A 19,733-nucleotide genomic window follows, 5' to 3' on the forward strand; every position below is an offset into this window, starting at 1 on the left:
TCCTGTCGCGGGGAGTTCCGGAAGGGGGTTGCGCTGGCGAACCTGGAGGACCTCGTCGAGCCGCGCACGCCGCGAATCCGGGGGTTCCGTCGAGGGGTTCGCCGCGGATTCCGGGGCGGGTGCACGTCCGCGAGGGAATCTTCCCGGACTCTGGCTCGCACGGGCCGCTCGCCGATATCGCGGTGCGGGACGGGCGCCAGGCGCGAAGCGGGACGAGACCGACACCACCCGTCCGGGGAGACCGGGTCACCGGCTTCCCACACGCAGCCCCCTACGCTGTCCGGCATGGCCGCGACCAGTCAGCACGGCGCCGGGCCCGCCCGGCGCGCCGGCGGGGACGGCGGTCTGCTGCTGTTCCGCGTCGGCGGGGTGCCCGTTTTGCTCGCCCCGTCGTGGTGGATCGGGTCGCTGATCATCGTGGTGCTCTACGCGCCGCTGGTCGGGCGGCTCCTGCCGGACGTTTCGACACCGACCTCGTGGCTGCTCGCCGCCGCGTTCGCCGTGCTGCTCGGGCTTTCCGTGCTCGCGCACGAACTCGGGCACTGCCTCGTCGCGCTGCGGCTCGGGATTCCGGTGCGGCGGCTGCGGCTTTTCCTCCTCGGCGGACTGTCCGAAGTGGCCCGCACGCCGCGACGGCCGGGCCAGGAAGGGCTCGTCGCCGCGGCGGGTCCCGCGGTTTCGCTGGTGCTGGGCGGGTTCTGTTCGCTGCTGCTGTTCGCGGTGCCGCCGGACGGCGCGGTGTGGCTGCTCGTCGCGGAATGCGCGGTGGCCAACTTCGCGGTCGGCTTCTTCAACCTGCTGCCGGGCTTGCCGCTGGACGGCGGACGGCTCGTGCGCGCCGGGGTCTGGGCGATGACCGGGTTGCGGGCCAAGGGAACCAAGGCCGCGGTCGCCGGCGGCGCGCTGGTCGCGACCGGGCTGATCGTCTGGGCGCTGCTCGGTTTGGCCATGCAGAGCCCGGACCGCTGGCTGCGGCTCGGCGTGTGCGTCGTGACGGCGTGGTTCGTGATCCTCGGCGCACGGTCCGAACTGGCCGCGGAAGCCCGGCGCGGCTGGCCTGCCGGACTGGAACTGTCCGATCTGGTCCGTCCGGTGCTGCAACTTCCCGCGGAAAGCCCGGTGTCGGACGCTTTGGCCGCGTCAGCGGGACGCGGTGTGGTGCTGGTGCGCGCGGACGGCGTCGCGGCGGGATTGCTGGACGAGCAAGCCGCGCAACAGCTGGCGAGTGTCAGTCCGCACGCGCCCGCCGAACAGGCCGCCGAGCCGATCCGGGCGGAGACCGTGCTGCTCGCGTCGGAGCCGGGGGAGGAGATCGCCGAGCGCGTGCGCGAGACGCCTGCCTGGCAGTTCCTCGTGGTCGACGACGAAGGCCGTCCCGCGGGCGTGTTGCGCCGCGAGGACCTGCGGACCGCGCTGATGCAGGGCCGGCGCGCGCAGTGAGAGGCACCCGCGCACGACGGGCGCGGGACGACCTGCGAGGATTCGACGTCGGCGTTCCGGTTTTCGCAGTGGAGGAAGAAGTTGTCGGTCAGCGGACCGTTTCGTGCAGGTGACCGGGTTCAGCTGACGGACTCGAAAGGCAGGCACTACACCCTCACGCTCGCCGACGGCGGCGAGTACCACACGCATCGCGGCGCTCTCGCGCACGACGACCTCATCGGCCGTCCCGAGGGCAGCGTGGTCACTTCGGCGGGCGGCAGCACGTATCTCGCGCTGCGGCCGCTGCTTCCCGACTACGTGCTGTCGATGCCGCGCGGCGCGCAGGTGATCTACCCCAAGGACGCCGCGCAGATCGTGATGTGGGGCGACATCTTCCCGGGCGCGCGGGTCCTCGAAGCCGGTGCCGGTTCGGGCGCGCTGACGTGTTCGCTGCTGCGCGCGGTCGGTCCGGCCGGACAGGTGTTCTCGTACGAGATCCGCGACGACCACGCGGAGCACGCCGAGCGCAACGTCGTGAAGTTCTTCGGCGAGAAGCCGGACAACTGGACGCTCACCGTCGCGGATCTGGCCACGCACACCGGCGAGGTCGACCGCGTCGTGCTGGACATGCTCGCGCCGTGGGACCAGCTGCCGAACGTCGCCGAGCACTTGGTGCCCGGCGGGGTGCTGACCGTCTACGTCGCCACCGTCACGCAGCTGTCGCGCGTCACGGAATCGCTGCGGGAACAGCAGTGCTGGACCGAGCCGGAGTCGTGGGAGACGCTGATGCGGCCGTGGCACGTCGTCGGCCTCGCGGTGCGGCCGGACCACCGGATGGTCGCGCACACGGCATTCCTGCTCACTGCCCGTCGTCTCGCCGACGGCACAGTGTCGCCGCGCGTTTCCCGACGGCCCAGCAAGGGCAAAGGCTAACCAGGGACGCACCATCGGCCGTTCTCGCGCCGCAGCGGGAACGGCGTCTCCTTGTGCCCGCCGGTGCCCTCCACCCGGACGGTCACCGTCGCGTCGTCGCCCGCGATCGCCGGCTGTCCAACCAGTGAGACGCGCAGCGGACCCGCGGCGTCCCATTTCGCCTGGAGTTCCTTCAAGGCCGCGGCAGTTTGCGGTTTGCAAGCGAGAGTGCCGAATTCGGCCGAGTCGGCGCGCGTGATCGCGTCGACGAGAGTGCGCGCCAGCGTCGCGACCGCGGCCTGATCCGCCGCGGGCGCGGGAGTCGAGGACGTGCTGCTTCGCGACGGCGGCGGGGGAACGGGCGGTTCGGAGGCGGTGCGGGCGGGCCCCGGCAGGCCGATCGAGAGCAAGCCGAGGACACCGCCCGCGACGACGACTGCGAGCAGGCCGAGTGCCGTGCCGAGCCGGCGTCTCACCTAGTGGTCCGTGCTGACCTTCCCGAGGCACCAGGCCCCGCCTTGGCGCAGGGCGGTGAGGGTGCCGTCGGCGGTCTTCGTGGACGTGGTGACGTGGTACTTCACCGTCGCCTGGTCGCCGTTCTCCTGCGGGCTGCTGGTCAGCTCGAAGTGGATGCCCGGGGGCATCTTCTCCGTCGTCGGCTTCTGGCCCTTGGTGAGGCTGGTGCACAGCATCGAGAAGAGGCCGTCGGTGTCGGAGCTGTTGTAGGCCTCGGACGCGGCCTGGAACAGCTCGCCCGAGGTCGGCTTCGCCCCGGCCGCCGCCGGGTAGTCGCCGCTGCCCGAGCCCGAGGACGACGAGCTGGACGGGGACGACGACGAACTTCCGCTCGGCCCGCTCGAGGCCGGAGCCGAGGAACTCGCGGGCGGGGCGGCAGTCTTGTTGTCCTTGCTGTCGCCGGTCAGCCAGATGACCAGGCCGGTCGCGCCGCCGAGGACGACCACCGCGCCGATCGCGAGGCCGACGATCAGGCCGGTCTTCTTCTTTTTCGGCGGCTGCTCGCCGAACCCGCCGAACTGCCCGCCCGGCTGCTGCCCGAACGGCCCGCCCGGCTGCCCCGGCTGACCGAACTGGCCGGGCTGCTGTCCGAACTGCCCGAACTGGTCCGGCTGCTGCCCGTACTGCTGGGGACCGCCCTGCTGCGGGTATCCGCCCTGGTAGGGGCTGCCCTGGCCGGGGGCGGCGGGGAACCCGCCGGACTGCGGCGGCTGTCCGCCCTGGTTCCATCCGCCCTGCTGCGGCTGCCCGTAGGGCTGCTGGCCGCCGGGCTGCTGCCCGTACGGGTTCGGCTGCTGTCCGCCCTGGTCCCAGCCGCCGGGCTGCTGCGGCGGATACGTCATCTCGGTTCCCCCTGCCGTGCTCGCGAAAGTCCAGGCCACGCGCGAGCGCGGCCACCCGGGGATGCTAGCCAGCCGCGCGCCTTTCCGCGCAGCCAACCCGCAACTCGGGTTTGCGGAACGCCCGGCGGGGCATCCGTAGGGCGTTCAGTTCCGCGTTGCGGAAACCCGCGCGGAGCGGATTCCCGTCCGCGGCACCGAATCGGCCGCTTGCGCTGCGCTCGCGGCCGTGCATCGCCCGAAGAAAAAGCGCGACGCGCCGGTCTTGTGATGCGGAAAGGCCTTTTCTTGTCGGTGATCGCCGGTACCGTGGAATGAAAAGCACTCCGAGGAGGTGCCCGATGCATCATGACCTTCCCGGAGGTCGGCGCGAGGAGGCCGACCCTTCAGCAACCGGCGGAGCAGGGCAGACACCAGAGGAACAAGCCCGGCAGATCCGTTTTCTCGAGGAAGAAGTGGCGCTGCTGCGCCGCAGGCTCACCGATTCCCCGCGACAGAACCGCGTTCTCGAACAACGTCTCGCCGAGGCGTCGGAACGGGTGAGTCAGCTCACCGAGCGGAACACGAAACTCGTCGAAACCCTGCGCGAAGCGCGGGGGCAGCTGCTCGCCCTCCGCGAGGAGGTCGACCGGCTGGCCCAGCCGCCGAGCGGATACGGGGTGTTCGTCGAGGCGTACGAGGACAACACGGTGGACGTCTACACCGCGGGGCGCAAGATGCGCGTCTCGGTGTCGCCCGCCGTGGAGGTCTCGTCGCTGCGGCGCGGGCAGGCGTTGCGGCTCAACGAGGCGCTCACGGTCGTCGAAGGCGGCGACTTCGAGCGCACCGGCGAGGTGTGCGCACTGCGCGAAGTGCTCGCCCCGGAAAACGAGGGCGGCGTCACGCGCGCGCTCGTGGTCGGGCACGCGGACGAGGAGCGGGTGGTCCTGCTGTCGGACCCGCTCGCCGAGCAGCCGCTCAAACCGGGCGATTCGCTCCTGGTGGACTCCAAGGCGGGCTACGCCTACGAGCGGGTGCCGAAGGCGGAGGTCGAGGACCTCGTGCTGGAGGAGGTGCCGGACGTCCGCTACGAGGACATCGGCGGCCTGACCCGGCAGATCGAGCAGATCCGCGACGCCGTGGAGCTGCCGTTCCTGCACGCGGACCTCTACGAGCAGTACCAGCTGCGCCCGCCGAAGGGCGTCCTGCTGTACGGCCCGCCGGGCTGCGGGAAGACGCTCATCGCCAAGGCGGTGGCGAACTCGCTGGCCAAGAAGGTGGCCGAGGCTCGCGGGGACAAGGCGGACGGCAAGTCCTACTTCCTCAACATCAAGGGCCCGGAGCTGCTGAACAAGTTCGTCGGCGAGACCGAGCGGTCGATCCGGCTGATCTTCCAGCGGGCCCGGGAAAAGGCCTCCGAGGGCACCCCGGTCATCGTGTTCTTCGACGAGATGGACTCGATCTTCCGCACCCGCGGCTCGGGCGTGTCCTCCGACGTGGAGACCACGATCGTGCCGCAGCTGCTGTCGGAGATCGACGGCGTCGAAGGCCTGGAGAACGTCATCGTCATCGGCGCCTCCAACCGCGAGGACATGATCGACCCGGCGATCCTGCGGCCGGGCCGGCTCGACGTCAAGATCAAGATCGAGCGTCCGGACGCCGAGGGCGCGAAGGACATCTTCTCGAAGTACCTGGCCGAGGGCCTGCCGATCCACGCCGACGACCTGGCGGAGTTCGGCGGGGACCAGAAGGCGACGTTCGACGCGATGATCCAGCACACCGTCGAGCGGATGTACGAGGAGAGCGACGAGAACCGGTTCCTGGAGGTCACCTACGCCAACGGGGACAAGGAAGTCCTGTACTTCCGCGATTTCAACTCGGGCGCGATGATCCAGAACATCGTGGACCGGGCGAAGAAGTCGGCGATCAAGTCGGTGCTCGAGACCAAGCAGCCCGGCCTGCGCGTGCAGCACCTGCTGGACGCGATCGTCGACGAGTTCGCGGAGAACGAGGACCTGCCCAACACCACCAACCCGGACGACTGGGCCCGGATCTCCGGCAAGAAGGGCGAGCGGATCGTCTACATCCGCACGCTCGTCACCGGCAAGAACCAGGAATCGGGGCGGGCGATCGACACCGCCACGAACACCGGTCAGTACCTGTAGCGCAGCGCGAACGCCCGTGGGGCCGCCGGAACTCCTCCGGCGGCCCCACGGCGCGTCTCAGGCCGGTTCAGACCCGTTCCAGGACCGGTTGCCGCGCCCGGGAAAGCCGTCCGTGCGACGCCAGGATCCCGAGCACCACGAGCAGCGCTCCGACGGGTTCGTTCCAGTGCACCGGTTCGTCGAGCACCAGCACGCCGAGCAGAACCCCGACCACTGGAGTGAGGTAAGTCACAGCGGAAGCGTTGGCGGCGCCCCACGCGGCCGCGATCGCGGCGTTCCAGGCATAGGCCACGCCGGTGCCGAGCACGCCGAGCGCCAGCAGGGACAGGACCACGGCGGGATTCAGGTGCACCGGCTGCGCGGCGATGGCCGGGGCCGCGGCCAGCAGAACGACCGTGGCGAACCCGGTTTGCCCGAACGCGACGACGACCGGGTCCGGGTCGCGCGGCGACACGAACTTCCGCAAATACACGAAAGCCAAGCCGTAGCAGGTGGTCGCGCCGAGGCAGGCCAGCTGGGCGAGCACTTCGTGGCTGAGGTCGATGCCGCGCCAGACGCCGACGAGCGTCAGCACGCCCGCGAAGCCGATCAGCAGTCCGATTGTTTTCGGCCGCGTCAGCCGTTCCGCGGGCAGTGCGGCCGCGGCGAACAGCATGGTCAGCAGGGGAGTGGTGGCGTTGAAGATGCTGGCGAGCCCGGACGCGACGTACTGCTCGGCCCACGAGAACAGCAGGAACGGGCCGACGCAGAACAACAGCGAAACCACCGCGAGATGCGCCCACAGCGCGGGATCGCGGGGGAGCGACCGCCTGCGCAGCGCCAGGAACGCGCCGAGCGTCAACGCGCCCAGCGCGACCCGCGCGAGGGCCACCTGAGCCGGCGACAGCCCCTCCAGGCCCACTTTGATGAACAGAAAACTCCCGCCCCACACGACGGCGAGCGCGACGAACCGGGCGGCGATGCCGAACCTCACTGAACCTCCGAAACGACCAGCGGACTGCTGCGGCCAGTCAACGTCCGCGCCACGCCCGGCGTCCAGCAGGTTTCGGTCACCGCGTTCGACCTCGGTGTATAACGCCCTATACTGCGCCGCGTGAGCACTGACCACGGCCGCCCGCGCCCGCCGATTACCGAAGCCGACGTCCTCGCCTGGCTCGAGACGACCGCCTCCGCCGTCCAGGCGGGGGAACTCAACGCCAACGACCTCATCGACCTGCTGGGGGAGCTGCGCCGCGCCTCCGCGGCCTGCGCCGACGCCTCCGACTGGGCCCTCCTGGCCGCCCGCGAGGAAGGAGCCAGCCTCCGCCAGATCGCCCCGGTCTTCGGCAAAGGCTACGTCCGAGCCCCCGCCGCCCGCCTCGAAAAACTCCACCGCCAAGCCCAAAACGCCAGCCAATGGCTCGCCATCCTCCGGCACAAACAAAGTGTATAACGACCTATACACCTGGCGATCGGAAAACATTCCCGCTCGCCTTGCTTAACCACGCGCCACCCATTCTCGAAAACCGCTGAAGACAAGGGGATTCCGATGGACCGCATCGCGGTGGGGCTGGCCGCGCTCGGCCGTCCGGCATACATCAATCTGGGCCGCGACTTGCCCGAAGTGCGGGATGTGCCGTCGATGCGCGCCGCGACGCACGAGGTGCTCGACGCGGCGTACGCGGCGGGAATCCGGTGGGTCGACGTCGCGCGGTCTTACGGCCGTTCGGAGGAGTTCCTCGCCAGCTGGCTGGCCGAACGCGGACCCCGGGACGTCACCGTGTCCAGCAAATGGGGCTACCGCTACGTCGGCGACTGGCGGCTCGACGCGGACGTCCACGAGGTCAAGGAACACACGCTGCCGCGGTTTCGCGAACAGTGGCAGCAGACGCGGGAACTCCTCGCCGGCCACGTGCATCTGTACCAGGTTCATTCGCTCACTGTGGACAGTCCACTTTTCACTGATCCGGCCCTGATCGACGCGCTGGCCGCACTTTCCGGCGACGGCGTGGAGGTCGGCTTCTCCACCTCCGGACCCGCGCAGGCGGACGTGGTGCGCCGGGCGTTCGAGCTGGAATCGGGCGGGCGGCCGGTGTTCGGGTCGGTCCAGTCCACTTGGAACGTCTTCGAGCCGTCGGCGGGCCCGGCACTGGCCGAAGCACACGCGGCCGGGAAACGGGTGCTGGTCAAGGAAACTCTCGCGAACGGACGGCTCGTCGCGGAGGCTCCGGAGCCGCTGCGGCGGATCGCCGAGGCGCACGGCGTCGGTCCGGACGCGATCGCGGTCGCCGCGGTGCTCGGACAGGACTGGGCGCCGGTGGCGGTGCTCGGTCCGTCGAGCCCGGCGCAGCTGGCCGCGAACCTGGCCGCGACACAGGTGCGGCTGAGCGACGAGGACCGCGCTGTGCTGGGACGACTCGCGCAGGACGCGCGGGAGTACTGGACGCATCGATCCCACCTCGGGTGGAGCTGAGCGATTGCATTACCCTCGGGGCCCAGCATGGCCCGGGGCGGACGGGCAACACTGAGCGCGGAGGGGCAACGTGCGTCGTCGGCAGGTGCCAGCAGTCGCTGTGCTGGTCGGGCTGGGCGCGCTGGCCGGGCTCGCCGGATGCGGCAACCGGCCCAACAATCTCGAGACCTACTACGACGATCCGGCTCCGGCGCCGGGCACGAGCGCTCCGGTCGCTCCGCCGGTGTCGCGGGCGGCCGCTCCGCCGGTCGTCCCTTCTGCGGCGGCCCCGGATCCGCAACGGGCGGAGGCGGCTCTGCTGTCCGATTCGGACGTTGCCGAGGAGGGCGTGACGCCGGGATCGGGTCGCGTTTCGGGGTGTCTGAGCGGGTTGGCCGCGGGCGAGCGCAAGTCGGTGAGCTGGGTGTATCCGAGCGGTTCGGCGTTGACGCACGAGGTGACGGCGTACGCGGACCGCGCCGGCGAGGACGTCGTGGCGCGTACGCATTGCGCGGGCACGGAGGTGTCGTTGCCGCCGCAGCCGGGGATCACCGTGCAGCGGGCGTGGTGCGAGGGCTCGACGTGTGCGGTGCTGGTGGCGAAGGGGAATCTCGTGTCGGCGCTGAGCGTCGCGGCGAGCACTCCGGCGCGGGCGCAGGACGCGGCGAAGCGGTTGCTGCCGAAGATCGCGGGGAAGCTGACCGCTCAGCCGTAGCGGCGGAACCATTCCTGGACGCCCTCGCGGCCGTCGGGGATGAAGGGCGGGTTCGGTTCAGGGGCGAAGACCCACGCGCGGAGTTCGTCGAGCGGGATCCAGCGTCCTTCGACGATTTCCTCGGCCTGCAGGCGGACCGGGCCGTCCCAGCGGACTTCGAAGGCGAAGTTGTGGCAGCGGATCGCGCCGTCGTCGTAGATCTTGGTGAACAGCGGTTCCGGTTCCACTCCGTGGACGCCGAGTTCTTCGGCGAGTTCGCGGCGCGCGCAGTCGGCGGGGGTTTCGCCCGCGGCGACGACTCCGCCCGCCCAGCAGTCCCAGGTGGAGGGGAAGATGTCCTTGTCCGCGGTGCGGAGGTGCACGTAGACCGACCGGCCGTCGCCCGATCGGACGAGAACGACGCCGGCGGCGTGCCAGAGCCCTTCGGCCCGCACCCGGGAGCGGAGCGTCTCGCCCACCGCGCGGCCCGCGTCGTCATAGAGGGCAACGAGTTCGTCACTGCCTGGCATGGGGGCATCGTCGCACGCGCCGAACCCGTAGGGTGGTGGCATGCGTCGGATCATGGGAACCGAAGTCGAGTACGGCATCGCCGTGCCCGGGGACGCCACGGCGAACCCGGTGCTCACCTCGACTCAGGTGGTGCTGGCCTACGCCGCGGCTGCGGACATCCCGAGGGCGCGCCGGGCGCGCTGGGACTACGAGGTGGAGTCGCCGTTGCGCGACGCGCGCGGGTTCGATCTGACCGGGCCGGGCGGGCCCGGGCACGACCCGGACGTCGAGGACCTCGGCGCGGCGAACGTCATCCTCACCAACGGCGCGCGGCTGTACGTGGACCACGCGCATCCGGAGTACTCCGCGCCCGAGGTCACGAACGCGCGGGACGCGGTGATCTGGGACAAAGCGGGCGAGCGGGTGATGGAGGAGGCCGCGCTGAAGGCGGCCACCGTTCCGGGGCAGCCGCCGTTGCAGCTGTACAAGAACAATGTGGACGGCAAGGGCGCGAGCTACGGCACGCACGAGAACTACCTGATGCAGCGGTCGACGCCGTTCACCGCGGTGATCGCGGGGCTGACGCCGTTCTTCGCGTCGCGGCAGGTGATGTGCGGTTCCGGCCGGGTGGGGATCGGGCAGCAGAGCGAGGAGGCTGGTTTCCAGCTTTCGCAGCGCTCGGACTACATCGAGGTCGAGGTCGGGCTGGAGACCACGCTCAAGCGCGGGATCATCAACACGCGCGACGAGCCGCACGCGGACGCGGACAAGTACCGGCGGCTGCACGTGATCATCGGGGACGCGAACCTGTCGGAGTACTCGACGTATCTGAAGGTCGGGACGACGGCGCTGGTGCTGGACCTGATCGAGGCCGGCGTGCGGTTCGACGACCTGAAGCTGGACGAGCCGGTGCGGGCGGTGCACAAGATCAGCCACGACCCGACGCTGAAGACCAAGGTCGAGCTGGCGAACGGGAAGAAGTTCACCGGGCTGGACCTGCAGTTCGCCTACCACGAGCTGGCGGCGGCGAATCTCGAGCGCACGGGCGCGGACGAGGCGTCGAAAGAAGTGCTGCGGGTGTGGGGCGAGATCCTGGACGCGCTGGCGCGGGATCCGCAGGAGTGCGCGGACCGGCTGGACTGGCCGGCGAAGCTGCGGCTGCTGGAGGGCTACCGGGAGCGGGACCAGCTGGCGTGGGGCGCGCCGCGGCTGCGGCTGGTGGACCTGCAGTATTCGGACGTGCGGCTCGGCAAGGGCCTGTACAACCGGCTGGTCACGCGGGGTTCGATGAAGCGGCTGGTCACCGAGGAGGAGGTGCAGGCGGCGATCACGAATCCGCCGTCGGACACGCGCGCCTACTTCCGGGGGCGGGCGCTGGAGAAGTACGCGTCGTCGATCGCGGCGGCGTCGTGGGATTCGGTGATTTTCGACGTGGGCCGGGAGTCGCTGGTGCGGATCCCGACGCTGGAGCCGTTGCGGGGGACGAAGGCGCACGTCGGGAAGCTGCTGGACGCGGCGGCGACGGCGGAGGAGCTGGTGGAGGCGATCACCGGTTCGGACTAGCGCGATCCCGGCGTTTCGGGCCGAGGGAAGGCCCTTTTCGTCGGTACCGCTGGGTAGGCTAGGGAACATCGGCCAGACCGGGAGGCGAGATGGCGCAGGAGAAGATCGAGAAGCACGGCGGCGGCGATTCCCACGAGGAGTTCGACGACGCCGGCGGGGCGGGCCAGGAGCGGCGGGAGAAGCTCGGCGAGGACGTGGACACGATCCTCGACGAGATCGACGACGTGCTGGAAGAGAACGCCGAGGACTTCGTCCGCGCTTACGTGCAGAAGGGCGGCGAGTAGCCGTCCGCCCGTCGCGGCCGCCCCGGGTGCGGGGCGGTGCGGCGGGCGCGCTGGGCCGGAGGTTTCGCGCGGCGGTGCCGGGGGCAGGTGGTTCCCGGCGTCGCCGGGCACGGGAAGAGATGGGAACCGAGAGCACGTATGGACAACACCTCCTCTGGGGCGGGTTTTTCCGGGCCCGGACTGCCGTCGGCCTACTTTTCGCCGACGACGTCGTCGTTCGCGGATTTCGTGCGCGCGACCGCGCCGGAGCTGCTGCCCGCGCGGCGGGTGCCGGCGGGCGCGGCTGAGCTGGACGCGCCGCACGGCACGACGATCGTGGCGGTCGCGTTCGCCGGCGGGGTGCTGATCGCCGGCGACCGGCGGGCGACGTCGGGGAACCTGATCGCGAGCCGGGACATCGAGAAGGTGCACGTCACGGACGAGTACTCGGCGGTGGGCATCGCGGGGACCGCGGGGCTGGCCGTGGAGATGGTCCGGCTGTACGCGGTGGAGCTGGCGCACTACGAGAAGATCGAGGGCGTTTCGCTTTCGCTGGACGGCAAGACGAACAAGCTGGCCGGGATGGTGAAGGCGAACCTGGAGATGGCGATGGCGGGGCTGGCGGTCGTGCCGCTGTTCGTCGGGTACGACCTGGAGGCCGAGGACGCGAAGCACGCGGGTCGGATCGTGTCGTACGACGCGGCGGGCGGGCGGTACGAGGAGCACGCCGGGTACGCGAGCGTCGGTTCGGGTTCGCTGTTCGCGAAGTCGTCGCTGAAGAAGCTGTACGACCCGGACGCGGACGCGGACGCGGCGGTGCGGACGGCGCTGGAGGCGCTGTACGACGCGGCGGACGACGACACCGCGAGCGGCGGGCCGGACCTGGTGCGGCGGATTTTCCCGAACGTCATCACCATCACCGCGGAGGACGGCGCGGTGGTGCTGCCCGCGGAGCGGACGGGTGCGGTGGCCGAGGCGGTGGTGGCCGGGCGCGCGGAGCGCAATCACCACCGGCCGGTGTGAGGCCGCCGATGTCCGCTGAATCAATGACTGCCGAGTTTTCGGAGAACGTGGAGCCGACACCGTGACGATGCCGTTGTATGCCTCTCCCGAGCAGTTGATGCGGGAGCGTTCCGAGCTGGCGCGCAAGGGGATCGCGCGGGGCCGGAGCGTCGTGGTGCTGAAGTACGCGGGCGGGGTGCTGTTCGTGGCGGAGAATCCGTCGGCGACGTTGCACAAGGTGTCCGAGATCTATGACCGGATCGGGTTCGCCGCGGTGGGCCGGTATTCGGAGTTCGAGAACCTGCGGGTGGCGGGGATCCGGCACGCGGACCTGAAGGGCTACCAGTACGACCGCCGGGACGTGAGCGCGCGGGCGCTGGCGAACGCGTACGCGGCGACGCTGGGCAGCATTTTCACCGAGCAGCTGAAGCCGTTCGAGGTCGAGGTGTGCGTGGCCGAGGTCGGCGCGACCGCGGCGGAGGACCAGCTGTACCGGTTGACGTTCGACGGGTCGATTTTCGACGAGTCGCCGTTCGTGGTGATGGGCGGGCAGACCGAGCCGATCAGCGCGAAGCTGAAGGACGTCGTGGATCCCGACCACGATCTGGCGACGGCGCTGGCGACGGCGATCGAGGGGTTGCGGGCGACCGCGACGTCGTCGAACGGGAACGGGTCGGCGGCCGAGGCGGAGATCAAGCTCGAGGTCGCGGTCCTGGACCGGGCGAAGCCGAGGCGGGCGTTCCGGCGGTTGTCGGGGGCGGCGCTGGAGGCGTTGCTGCCGGCGAAGGAGGAGCCCGCCGAGAAGCCGGACGAGTCCGGCGAGGGCGACGGCAAGGACTCGGATTCCGGCAAGGGCGAGGGTTCTGCCGAGAAGGAATGACGCAACGGGCTGCGGGCCGTCGGGAAACCGGCGGCCCGCAGTCTTTTTCCGGATAGCGGCGGGGTGGCGTCGGCGATTCTCGACTGGCGCGATTCGGATGAGCACCGGGGCGGGTGGGGCCGTTGGCTTGCGGTGCTGCACGGCGATCGACTGGGACGGCCATCGCCTGCGAGACCGGCAGAGCGTGCGATTCTCCGCGACGACCTCTTCCGCCAGCACGGGCAAACCCTGTCGGGATCGTCGATCCGGTGCGCAGCCGGTGGGCACCGCGTCAGAGCGAGTCCAGCCGCTGACGCAAATGCGCGCGTTCCGGCTCGGTTCCCGCGCTGGCCAACGCTTCCTGGTACGCCGCCGCTGCTTCGTCGTCGCGGCCGAGCCGGTGCAGCAGGTCTCCGCGGGCCGCGGCGTACGGGTGGTAGCCCTGCAGCCGCGGCTCGTCGGCCAAGCTGTCCAAGAGTTTCAGCCCGGCTTCGGGTCCGTCGCGCATCGCCACCGCGGCCGCGCGGTTGAGCGCGACCACCGGGGTCGGCGTGAGCGTCAGCAGGATGTCGTACAGCGCAACGATCTGCGGCCAGTCGGTGCGCATGACGTCCGGTGCTTCGGCGTGGAGCGCGGCGATCGCCGACTGCACCCCGTACGGCCCGGGCGGCCCGCCGGTCAACGCGACCGGCACCAGTTCGCGGCCTTCGTCGATGAGCGCCGCGTCCCAGGAGGTCCGGTCCTGGTCTTCGAGCAGGACGAACTCGCCGTCCGGTCCGGTGCGGGCCCGGCGGCGGGCGTGCACGAGCAGCAGAAGCGCCAGCAGGCCGGTGACTTCGCGTTCGTCCGGGAGCAGGCGGTGCAGGATCCGGGCCAGCCGGATGGCTTCCTCGGCGAGGTCCGGACGCTGGATGTCCGGGCCGGAGCTGGCCGCGTAGCCCTCGGTGAACAGCGAGTACAGCACGGCCAGCACGCCGGGCAGCCGGTCGCGCAGTTCGTCGCCGGACGGGACGCGGAACGGGATGCGGTGGTCGCGGATCCGGTTCTTGGCCCGCACGATCCGCTTCGCCATCGTCGCGGTCGGCACGAGGAACGCCCGCGCCACCTCCGGCGTGGTGAGACCGGCCAGGCAGCGCAGCGTGAGCGCGAGCCGGTCCTCGGCGGCCAGCGCGGGATGGGCGCAGGTGAAGAACAGCTGGAGTCGGTCGTCGGGCAGGTCGCCGTCGGCGCCGGGCAGCGGGGGAGGGTCGGTGCGGTCGGATTCCGCTTGCAGGACAGCGAGTTTCGCCGCGTACGCCTGGTCCCGGCGGAGCCGGTCAACGGCCTTGCGGCGCGCGGTCGTCATCAGCCACGCACCGGGTTTCGGCGGGACGCCGTCGATCGGCCAGCGCACCAGCGCCGCCTCGACCGCTTCGGCAGCGACCTCCTCCGCCAGGTCGAGATCGCCGAACCGGCGGACGAGCGCGCCGAGCAGGCGGCCGTGCTCCTCGCGGAACACGGCCGCCACGGAAGCTCGGGCGTCAGGCACTGAAGTCGGCGATCGGGCGGACCACGATCGAACCGTCGCGGGCGCCCGGGCAGCGGGCCGCCCAGTCGAGCGCCGCGTCGAGGTCCGGCACGTCCAGCACGTAGAACCCGCCGAGCAGCTCGCGGGTCTCGGCGAACGGGCCGTCGGTCGTGATCGAACGCTCGCCGTCCGGGCCGACCTGGACCTTGGTCGCGGTCACGAGATCGGCGAGCGATTCCCCGCTGATGTACACCCCCGCGTCGCGGACTTCCTTGTCGTAGGCCATCCAGTCCGCGGGCTCGCAGCCGGCGGCCCCGCCCTGCTCGGTGGCCGCGGAAGCGTGGATCAGCAGCAGGTACTTCATGGTCGGGCTCCTTCGTCGGTCAGCGCGGCCGGAGTGCCGCACTGACCTCACCACGAACGGCGCCCGCCCGGATGGACAGGGCCCGGAAGATATTTTTCCGGGCGAATCCGCCGGCGGTCCGCTCAGGAGGACGCGGGAGCGGTGCGGAAGTTCTGGTCGGCGAAGGCGAGCATGTACGGCAGCGTCGCGCGGGCGGTGTGCCAGGTGTGGTTGAACCCGCGTTCGGCGTGCACCACGACCTCCTGGCCGCGCCGCTGCAGCGAACCGGCGATGCGGTGCGCGGTCGCGACGTCAGTCGGTGCGCCGGTCCCGACGGTGAGCATCACGGCGATCTTCTGCGGGAACGGCATCGTCGGGATGTAGCGGCGCGGGGTGTTCGCCGCGATCGCCGCCTGGTTGCCGCCGAGGACGCCGACCGAGTCGTTCAGATCGTCGTACGGCAGCGAAATCAGCAGGGTGCCGAACTCGTCGAGGTGGTGCAGCCCGATGTTGAGCGCGCCGAAGCCGCCGCCGGACATGCCGCCGAGCGCGCGGTGCCCGCGGTCGGCGAACGTGCGGAAGTGCTTGTCGACCGACGGCACGATGCTGCTGGCGAGGTACGTCTCCAGCTGCGGCCCGCCCGGGACGTTCAGGCATTCCCAGTCGGTGCTCGGCCGGTTGGCGGTGAGGTCGACGCTCACGATGATCATCGGCTGGATGACGTGCGCGTCTTCGAGGCTCTTCAGCGTCTGCGGCGCGGAGCCGGAGGTGAGCCAGTCGCGCGGCCCGCCGTAGGGGTAGCCGTGGATGAGGTAGACGACCGGGTAGCGCTTGGCCGCATTCGCCGGATCGTGGTAGCCGGTCGGGAGGATCACGTAGTTCTCGCCGTTCGACACGCCGTGCGCCGGGTCGGGCACGTTCAGCACCTCGATGCCGCCGTTGTCGCCGGCCGGGGTCGCGGGACGGCCGGCGGACGGGGAGCCGCCGCTGGTCCCGCCGGTGGAGCTGTCCGGGGAGCTGGGGTCGGCGCTGTCGGCCGGGTCGTCGCTGCCGCTGCGCAGCAGGGTCCCCGCCACGTTCATCACGCCGCCGCCGCGCTGCAGCAGCCTGCCGAGGTCGCTGGGCGTGCGGACGTAGCCGACGTAGCTGTTCACGGCGGTGACCGCGGCGATCAGGAAGAGCGCGATCGAACCGCTGATGCCCCAGCGGCGCGCGCGGCGGCGGTGCGCGAGCGCGATGGTGACGGCGAGAACGGCCGCGGCGGCGCCGGCGAAGGCGAGCCACAGCAACGGGGACTCGAGCGGTCCGATGTCCCTGGCCTGGGAGGTGACCGACGGGGGCAGGACCGGGTCGACCGCCCGCGGGAGCAGCGGGGTCATCCGCGGCCTGCCGGAGACGGGCAGCTGCGACCGCGGGAGGAAAAACGCACTGAGAAAACCCCTGCCGTGAACTGGCGCGGACAGGGCAGTCCGCGCCTCGAAGATCACGCTAGGGAGGGTTCGCTGTGGATTCGTTGAGAAAAGGTAAAGGAACGGTCAAGAGCTGCCGTTGCGGCGGCGAGCTGACGGTAAGCGCGCAGGTCAGGACCGGAAAGGCCGGGTGCCGAGTGGCGAAGAACTCGGTGCCCGGCCGCGCGCTCTCCGAGGGACCTTAGGGCACCAGGCGGTCAGGAGTCACTGTCCGGGTTCCGGTAGACGGTCAGCGCGCTCGGCCGCGACCGGAACCGGAACTCCCGCCCGAGCGGCCCGACCTCGCCGTCGGTGGCCACCCGGCGGTTCCCGTCGAGCAGCCGCACGTGCAGTTCCGGCAGGTCCCGCTGGCGGTAGACGTGGCTCGCGTGCAGGCTGTTGGTCAGGCTCGCGAGCACGAACCGGGTCCGCGACCAGCGCACGTCGGCCCGCACGTACCGGACGTCGAGGAGGCCGGTGTCGAGCGCCGGGCGCCGCGACGGCGCGAAGCCCTTCGGCGCGTACGTGCCGTTGCCGACGAAGATCAGCCACACCTGGGTCGGCTTCCCGTCGAGCTGCACCCGAAGCGGTTTCGCCCGCCGCATGACACGCACCAGCGCGATCGCCGCGGACGGCCACTTCGGGAACCGGGACTGCAGTTTTTCGCGCAGCCGCACCATTTCCGGGTAGCCGCCGAGGCTGGCGGTGTTGACGAACCAGCGGTGCGCGGGCTCGCCGGACCCGTCGATCTCGACCTCGGCCAGGTCGATGCCGACCGCGTGCCCGCCCTCGGTCGCCTCGTCCGCGTCCGGCATCGAACGGACCCCGATGTCGCGGGCGAAGTGGTTGAGCGTCCCGGCCGGGATGAGGGCCAGCGGCAGCCCGCGTTCGGCGGCGACCGACGCCACCGCCGCGACCGTGCCGTCCCCGCCCGCCACGCCGAGCGCGCGGACCGAACCGTGCGCTTCGATCTCGTCGGCGAGCTGCTCCCGCAGGTCCCGCGACGGGTCCGGGTAGATCAGCGACGCCTTCGGCCAGGCGTAGCGGACGTCCTCGGTCGGGTCCTGGCCGTTGACGCCCGAATGCGGGTTCACCAGCGCCAGCATGTCCTCGCCGTCGCGCATCTCCGGCGCTTCCGCCGCGTGCGCGGTGCGGGCGCGCACGTCCGGGTGCAGCGGCCACCAGTGCCGGGTCAGCACCGCGATCCCGGTCCCGATCGCCAGCCCGGCGGCGACGTCGCTCGGCCAGTGCACGCCGGTGTGGACCCGCGAGTACGCGACCGCCCCGGCGAGCGGGACGACGACCAGCCCGGCGCGCGGCGATTCCATCGCGACCGCCGTGGCGAACGCGGCGGCCGAGGCCGAATGCCCGGACGGGAACGACGACGACGTCGGCCGTTTGCGCAGCTGACGGTGCGCGGGAACCTCTTCCTCGGCCGGACGGCGGCGCGGGAACAGCGGCTTCGCGACCAGGTTCGCCGCGGCGCTCGCCCCCGCGACGGCGGCGATCCCGCGCAGCGCGCCGCGGCGCGCCGGGCCCTTCCGGACCGCCAGCACGGCCGCCACGCCCCACCAGAGCCGCGATTTGTTAGCACTCCGGGACAACGCGGTAACCACGTCGTCGGCCCGGGTCCGCGGGATCGCCGCACTGCGCCGCATCAGGGCCCGGTCTCCCTGCCCTACCTGCCGGAACGCCCGGCCGACCTGCTGGAACACTCTCGTCCACCTCCGCTGGCCGCGCCGGATCGCCACCGGTCCCGGCGACCGGTTTCCGCCGCAATGTCACCACTTGCAACGTACCGACCGCGTGTCGCCGCCCGAACGGCGCACCTTCCGCGGGGGTCCAGCGCCTACTCTGGTGGGATGCAGCGGCGGATCTTTGGCATCGAGACCGAGTTCGGGGTCACGTGCACCTTTCACGGCCAGCGCAGGCTCTCGCCCGACGAGGTCGCGCGCTACCTCTTCCGGCGGGTCGTCTCGTGGGGACGCTCGTCCAACGTGTTCCTGTCCAACGGCTCCAGGCTCTACCTCGACGTGGGCTCGCACCCGGAGTACGCGACGGCCGAATGCGACGACCTGACCCAGCTCGTCACGCACGACAAGGCCGGCGAGCGGATCCTCGAGGACCTCCTCGTGGACGCCGAGCGCAGGCTCGCCGACGAGGGCATCGGCGGCGACATCTTCCTGTTCAAGAACAACACCGACTCGGCGGGCAACTCCTACGGCTGCCACGAGAACTACCTGGTGACCCGGGCCGGGGAGTTCTCCCGGATCGCCGACGTGCTGCTGCCGTTCCTCGTCACCCGCCAGCTGATCTGCGGCGCGGGCAAGGTCCTGCAGACCCCGCGCGGCGCGGTGTACTGCCTCTCCCAGCGCGCCGAGCACATCTGGGAAGGCGTCTCCAGCGCCACCACCCGGTCCCGGCCGATCATCAACACCCGCGACGAACCCCACGCCGACGCCGAGCGGTACCGGCGCCTGCACGTCATCGTCGGCGACTCGAACATGGCCGAGCCCACCACGATGCTCAAGATCGGGTCGGCGAACCTCGTGCTCGAGATGATCGAGGCCGGGGTCCAGTTCCGCGACTTCACGCTCGACAACCCGATCCGCGCGATCCGCGAGATCAGCCACGACCTCACCGGACGCCGCCAGGTCCGGCTCGCCGGCGGGCGCGAGGCGTCCGCGCTGGACATCCAGCGGGAGTACCACGCCCGGGCGGTCCAGCACCTGAAGGAGAACGGGTCCACGCCCGCCAACGAGCGGGTCGTGGAGCTGTGGGGACGCGCGCTCGAGGCGGTCGAGGAGCAGGACTTCAGCAAGATCGACACCGAGATCGACTGGGCGATCAAGCACCGCCTGGTCGAACGGTACCGGGCCAAGCACGACCTGGACCTGTCCAGCCCGCGCGTGGCCCAGCTCGACCTCGCCTACCACGACATCCGCCGCGGCCGGGGCATCTTCGACCTCCTGCAGCGGAAGGGCCTGGTCCGCCGCGTCACCGACGACGGCGAGATCGAGGCCGCCAAGGACACCCCGCCGCAGACCACCCGCGCGAAACTGCGCGGCGACTTCATCGCGGCGGCCCAGGCAGCCGGACGCGACTTCACGGTCGACTGGGTGCACCTGAAGCTGAACGACCAGGCACAGCGGACAGTCCTGTGCAAGGACCCGTTCCGGTCCGTGGACGAGCGAGTGGAGCGCCTGATCGGGTCGCTGTAATTTGGCGCTGTGTTTGATGGCGCCGACTCCGTCGTCGCGGCGGGATCGCCTTCAAGTCGGCG

General features: G+C 71.1%; 19 protein-coding genes. 11 read left to right on the forward strand and 8 right to left on the reverse strand.

The features are described 5' to 3' along the window. Positions 1–285 precede the first annotated feature (285 nt). Positions 286–1,440 carry a M50 family metallopeptidase gene (locus tag SSMG_RS17955; RefSeq protein ID WP_009078140.1) on the forward strand — a complete coding sequence of 385 codons (1,155 nt, stop codon included), beginning with the start codon at positions 286–288 and terminating at the stop codon, positions 1,438–1,440. A gap of 81 nt (positions 1,441–1,521) precedes the next feature. After that, entirely contained in the window at positions 1,522–2,352 is an 831-nt protein-coding gene (locus SSMG_RS17960) for a tRNA (adenine-N1)-methyltransferase (RefSeq protein ID WP_009078143.1), read from the forward strand. Here the strand turns inward: SSMG_RS17960 and SSMG_RS46185 are convergent. Together SSMG_RS46185 and SSMG_RS17970 are read right to left on the reverse strand one after the other, a co-directional pair. Next, entirely contained in the window at positions 2,349–2,807 is a 459-nt protein-coding gene (locus SSMG_RS46185) for a hypothetical protein (protein WP_009078146.1), read from the reverse strand. The genes SSMG_RS17960 and SSMG_RS46185 overlap by 4 nt on opposite strands. After that, the gene (locus SSMG_RS17970; RefSeq protein WP_037714063.1) at positions 2,808–3,689 is read right to left on the reverse strand and encodes a hypothetical protein; all 882 of its coding nucleotides are present in this window, start codon (positions 3,687–3,689) and stop codon (positions 2,808–2,810) included. 338 nt (positions 3,690–4,027) lie between these two features. On the opposite strand from SSMG_RS17970, the gene arc reads away from it, so the two are divergent. Beyond that, positions 4,028–5,830, forward strand: coding sequence for a proteasome ATPase (gene arc / locus SSMG_RS17975; protein ID WP_037714064.1), 1,803 nt, complete (start codon positions 4,028–4,030; stop codon positions 5,828–5,830). Between the two features lie 67 nt (positions 5,831–5,897). Here arc and SSMG_RS17980 read toward each other — a convergent pair whose 3' ends face one another. Further along, positions 5,898–6,803, reverse strand: coding sequence for a DMT family transporter (locus SSMG_RS17980; protein ID WP_037714067.1), 906 nt, complete (start codon positions 6,801–6,803; stop codon positions 5,898–5,900). Between the two features lie 120 nt (positions 6,804–6,923). Between SSMG_RS17980 and SSMG_RS17985 the strand changes: the two genes are divergently transcribed. From SSMG_RS17985 to SSMG_RS17995, 3 genes are all read left to right on the forward strand, one after another. Then, positions 6,924–7,262: a hypothetical protein gene (locus tag SSMG_RS17985; protein ID WP_009078154.1), complete on the forward strand. Its 339-nt coding sequence runs from the start codon at positions 6,924–6,926 to the stop codon at positions 7,260–7,262. Between the two features lie 96 nt (positions 7,263–7,358). Then, the gene (locus tag SSMG_RS17990) at positions 7,359–8,282 is read left to right on the forward strand and encodes an aldo/keto reductase (RefSeq protein WP_100266823.1); all 924 of its coding nucleotides are present in this window, start codon (positions 7,359–7,361) and stop codon (positions 8,280–8,282) included. Positions 8,283–8,367: 85 nt separating this feature from the next. Further along, the gene (locus SSMG_RS17995) at positions 8,368–8,976 is read left to right on the forward strand and encodes a hypothetical protein (protein WP_199785924.1); all 609 of its coding nucleotides are present in this window, start codon (positions 8,368–8,370) and stop codon (positions 8,974–8,976) included. Here the strand turns inward: SSMG_RS17995 and SSMG_RS18000 are convergent. Beyond that, a complete protein-coding gene (locus tag SSMG_RS18000) occupies positions 8,967–9,485 on the reverse strand; it encodes an NUDIX domain-containing protein (RefSeq protein WP_009078161.1) in 519 nt (172 codons plus the stop codon). The genes SSMG_RS17995 and SSMG_RS18000 overlap by 10 nt on opposite strands. A gap of 40 nt (positions 9,486–9,525) precedes the next feature. Here SSMG_RS18000 and dop point away from each other — a divergent pair, with 40 nt between their 5' ends. The 4 genes from dop (at position 9,526) to prcA (ending at position 13,173) form a co-directional block, all read left to right on the forward strand. Further along, positions 9,526–11,028 carry a depupylase/deamidase Dop gene (dop, locus tag SSMG_RS18005; protein ID WP_009078163.1) on the forward strand — a complete coding sequence of 501 codons (1,503 nt, stop codon included), beginning with the start codon at positions 9,526–9,528 and terminating at the stop codon, positions 11,026–11,028. A gap of 89 nt (positions 11,029–11,117) precedes the next feature. Further along, complete coding sequence (locus tag SSMG_RS18010; protein WP_009078164.1) at positions 11,118–11,312, forward strand: ubiquitin-like protein Pup; 195 nt, start codon at positions 11,118–11,120, stop codon at positions 11,310–11,312. Between the two features lie 138 nt (positions 11,313–11,450). Continuing rightward, the gene (gene prcB / locus SSMG_RS18015) at positions 11,451–12,314 is read left to right on the forward strand and encodes a proteasome subunit beta (RefSeq protein WP_009078166.1); all 864 of its coding nucleotides are present in this window, start codon (positions 11,451–11,453) and stop codon (positions 12,312–12,314) included. Between the two features lie 67 nt (positions 12,315–12,381). After that, positions 12,382–13,173: a proteasome subunit alpha gene (gene prcA, locus SSMG_RS18020; protein ID WP_009078168.1), complete on the forward strand. Its 792-nt coding sequence runs from the start codon at positions 12,382–12,384 to the stop codon at positions 13,171–13,173. A 271-nt stretch (positions 13,174–13,444) separates the two neighbouring features. Here the strand turns inward: prcA and SSMG_RS18025 are convergent, their stop codons facing one another. The 4 genes from SSMG_RS18025 to SSMG_RS18040 form a co-directional block, all read right to left on the reverse strand. Next, complete coding sequence (locus SSMG_RS18025; protein WP_009078170.1) at positions 13,445–14,680, reverse strand: RNA polymerase sigma factor; 1,236 nt, start codon at positions 14,678–14,680, stop codon at positions 13,445–13,447. After that, positions 14,673–15,023 (reverse strand): YciI family protein, encoded by a 351-nt coding sequence (locus SSMG_RS18030; RefSeq protein ID WP_009078172.1) that lies wholly within the window; start codon positions 15,021–15,023, stop codon positions 14,673–14,675. Before SSMG_RS18030 ends, SSMG_RS18025 begins: the two co-directional genes overlap by 8 nt. Positions 15,024–15,145: 122 nt before the next feature. After that, positions 15,146–16,381, reverse strand: a complete 1,236-nt coding sequence (locus SSMG_RS18035) for an esterase family protein (RefSeq protein ID WP_037717442.1) — start codon at positions 16,379–16,381, stop codon at positions 15,146–15,148. Between the two features lie 287 nt (positions 16,382–16,668). Further along, the gene (locus SSMG_RS18040) at positions 16,669–18,165 is read right to left on the reverse strand and encodes a bifunctional phosphatase PAP2/diacylglycerol kinase family protein (protein ID WP_009078176.1); all 1,497 of its coding nucleotides are present in this window, start codon (positions 18,163–18,165) and stop codon (positions 16,669–16,671) included. 147 nt (positions 18,166–18,312) lie between these two features. Between SSMG_RS18040 and pafA the strand changes: the two genes are divergently transcribed. After that, a complete protein-coding gene (gene pafA / locus SSMG_RS18045; RefSeq protein ID WP_009078177.1) occupies positions 18,313–19,671 on the forward strand; it encodes a Pup--protein ligase in 1,359 nt (452 codons plus the stop codon). Positions 19,672–19,733: the final 62 nt, after the last annotated feature.

It is taken from the genome of Streptomyces sp. AA4 (assembly GCF_000158875.1).
GTDB lineage: Bacteria > Actinomycetota > Actinomycetes > Mycobacteriales > Pseudonocardiaceae > Amycolatopsis.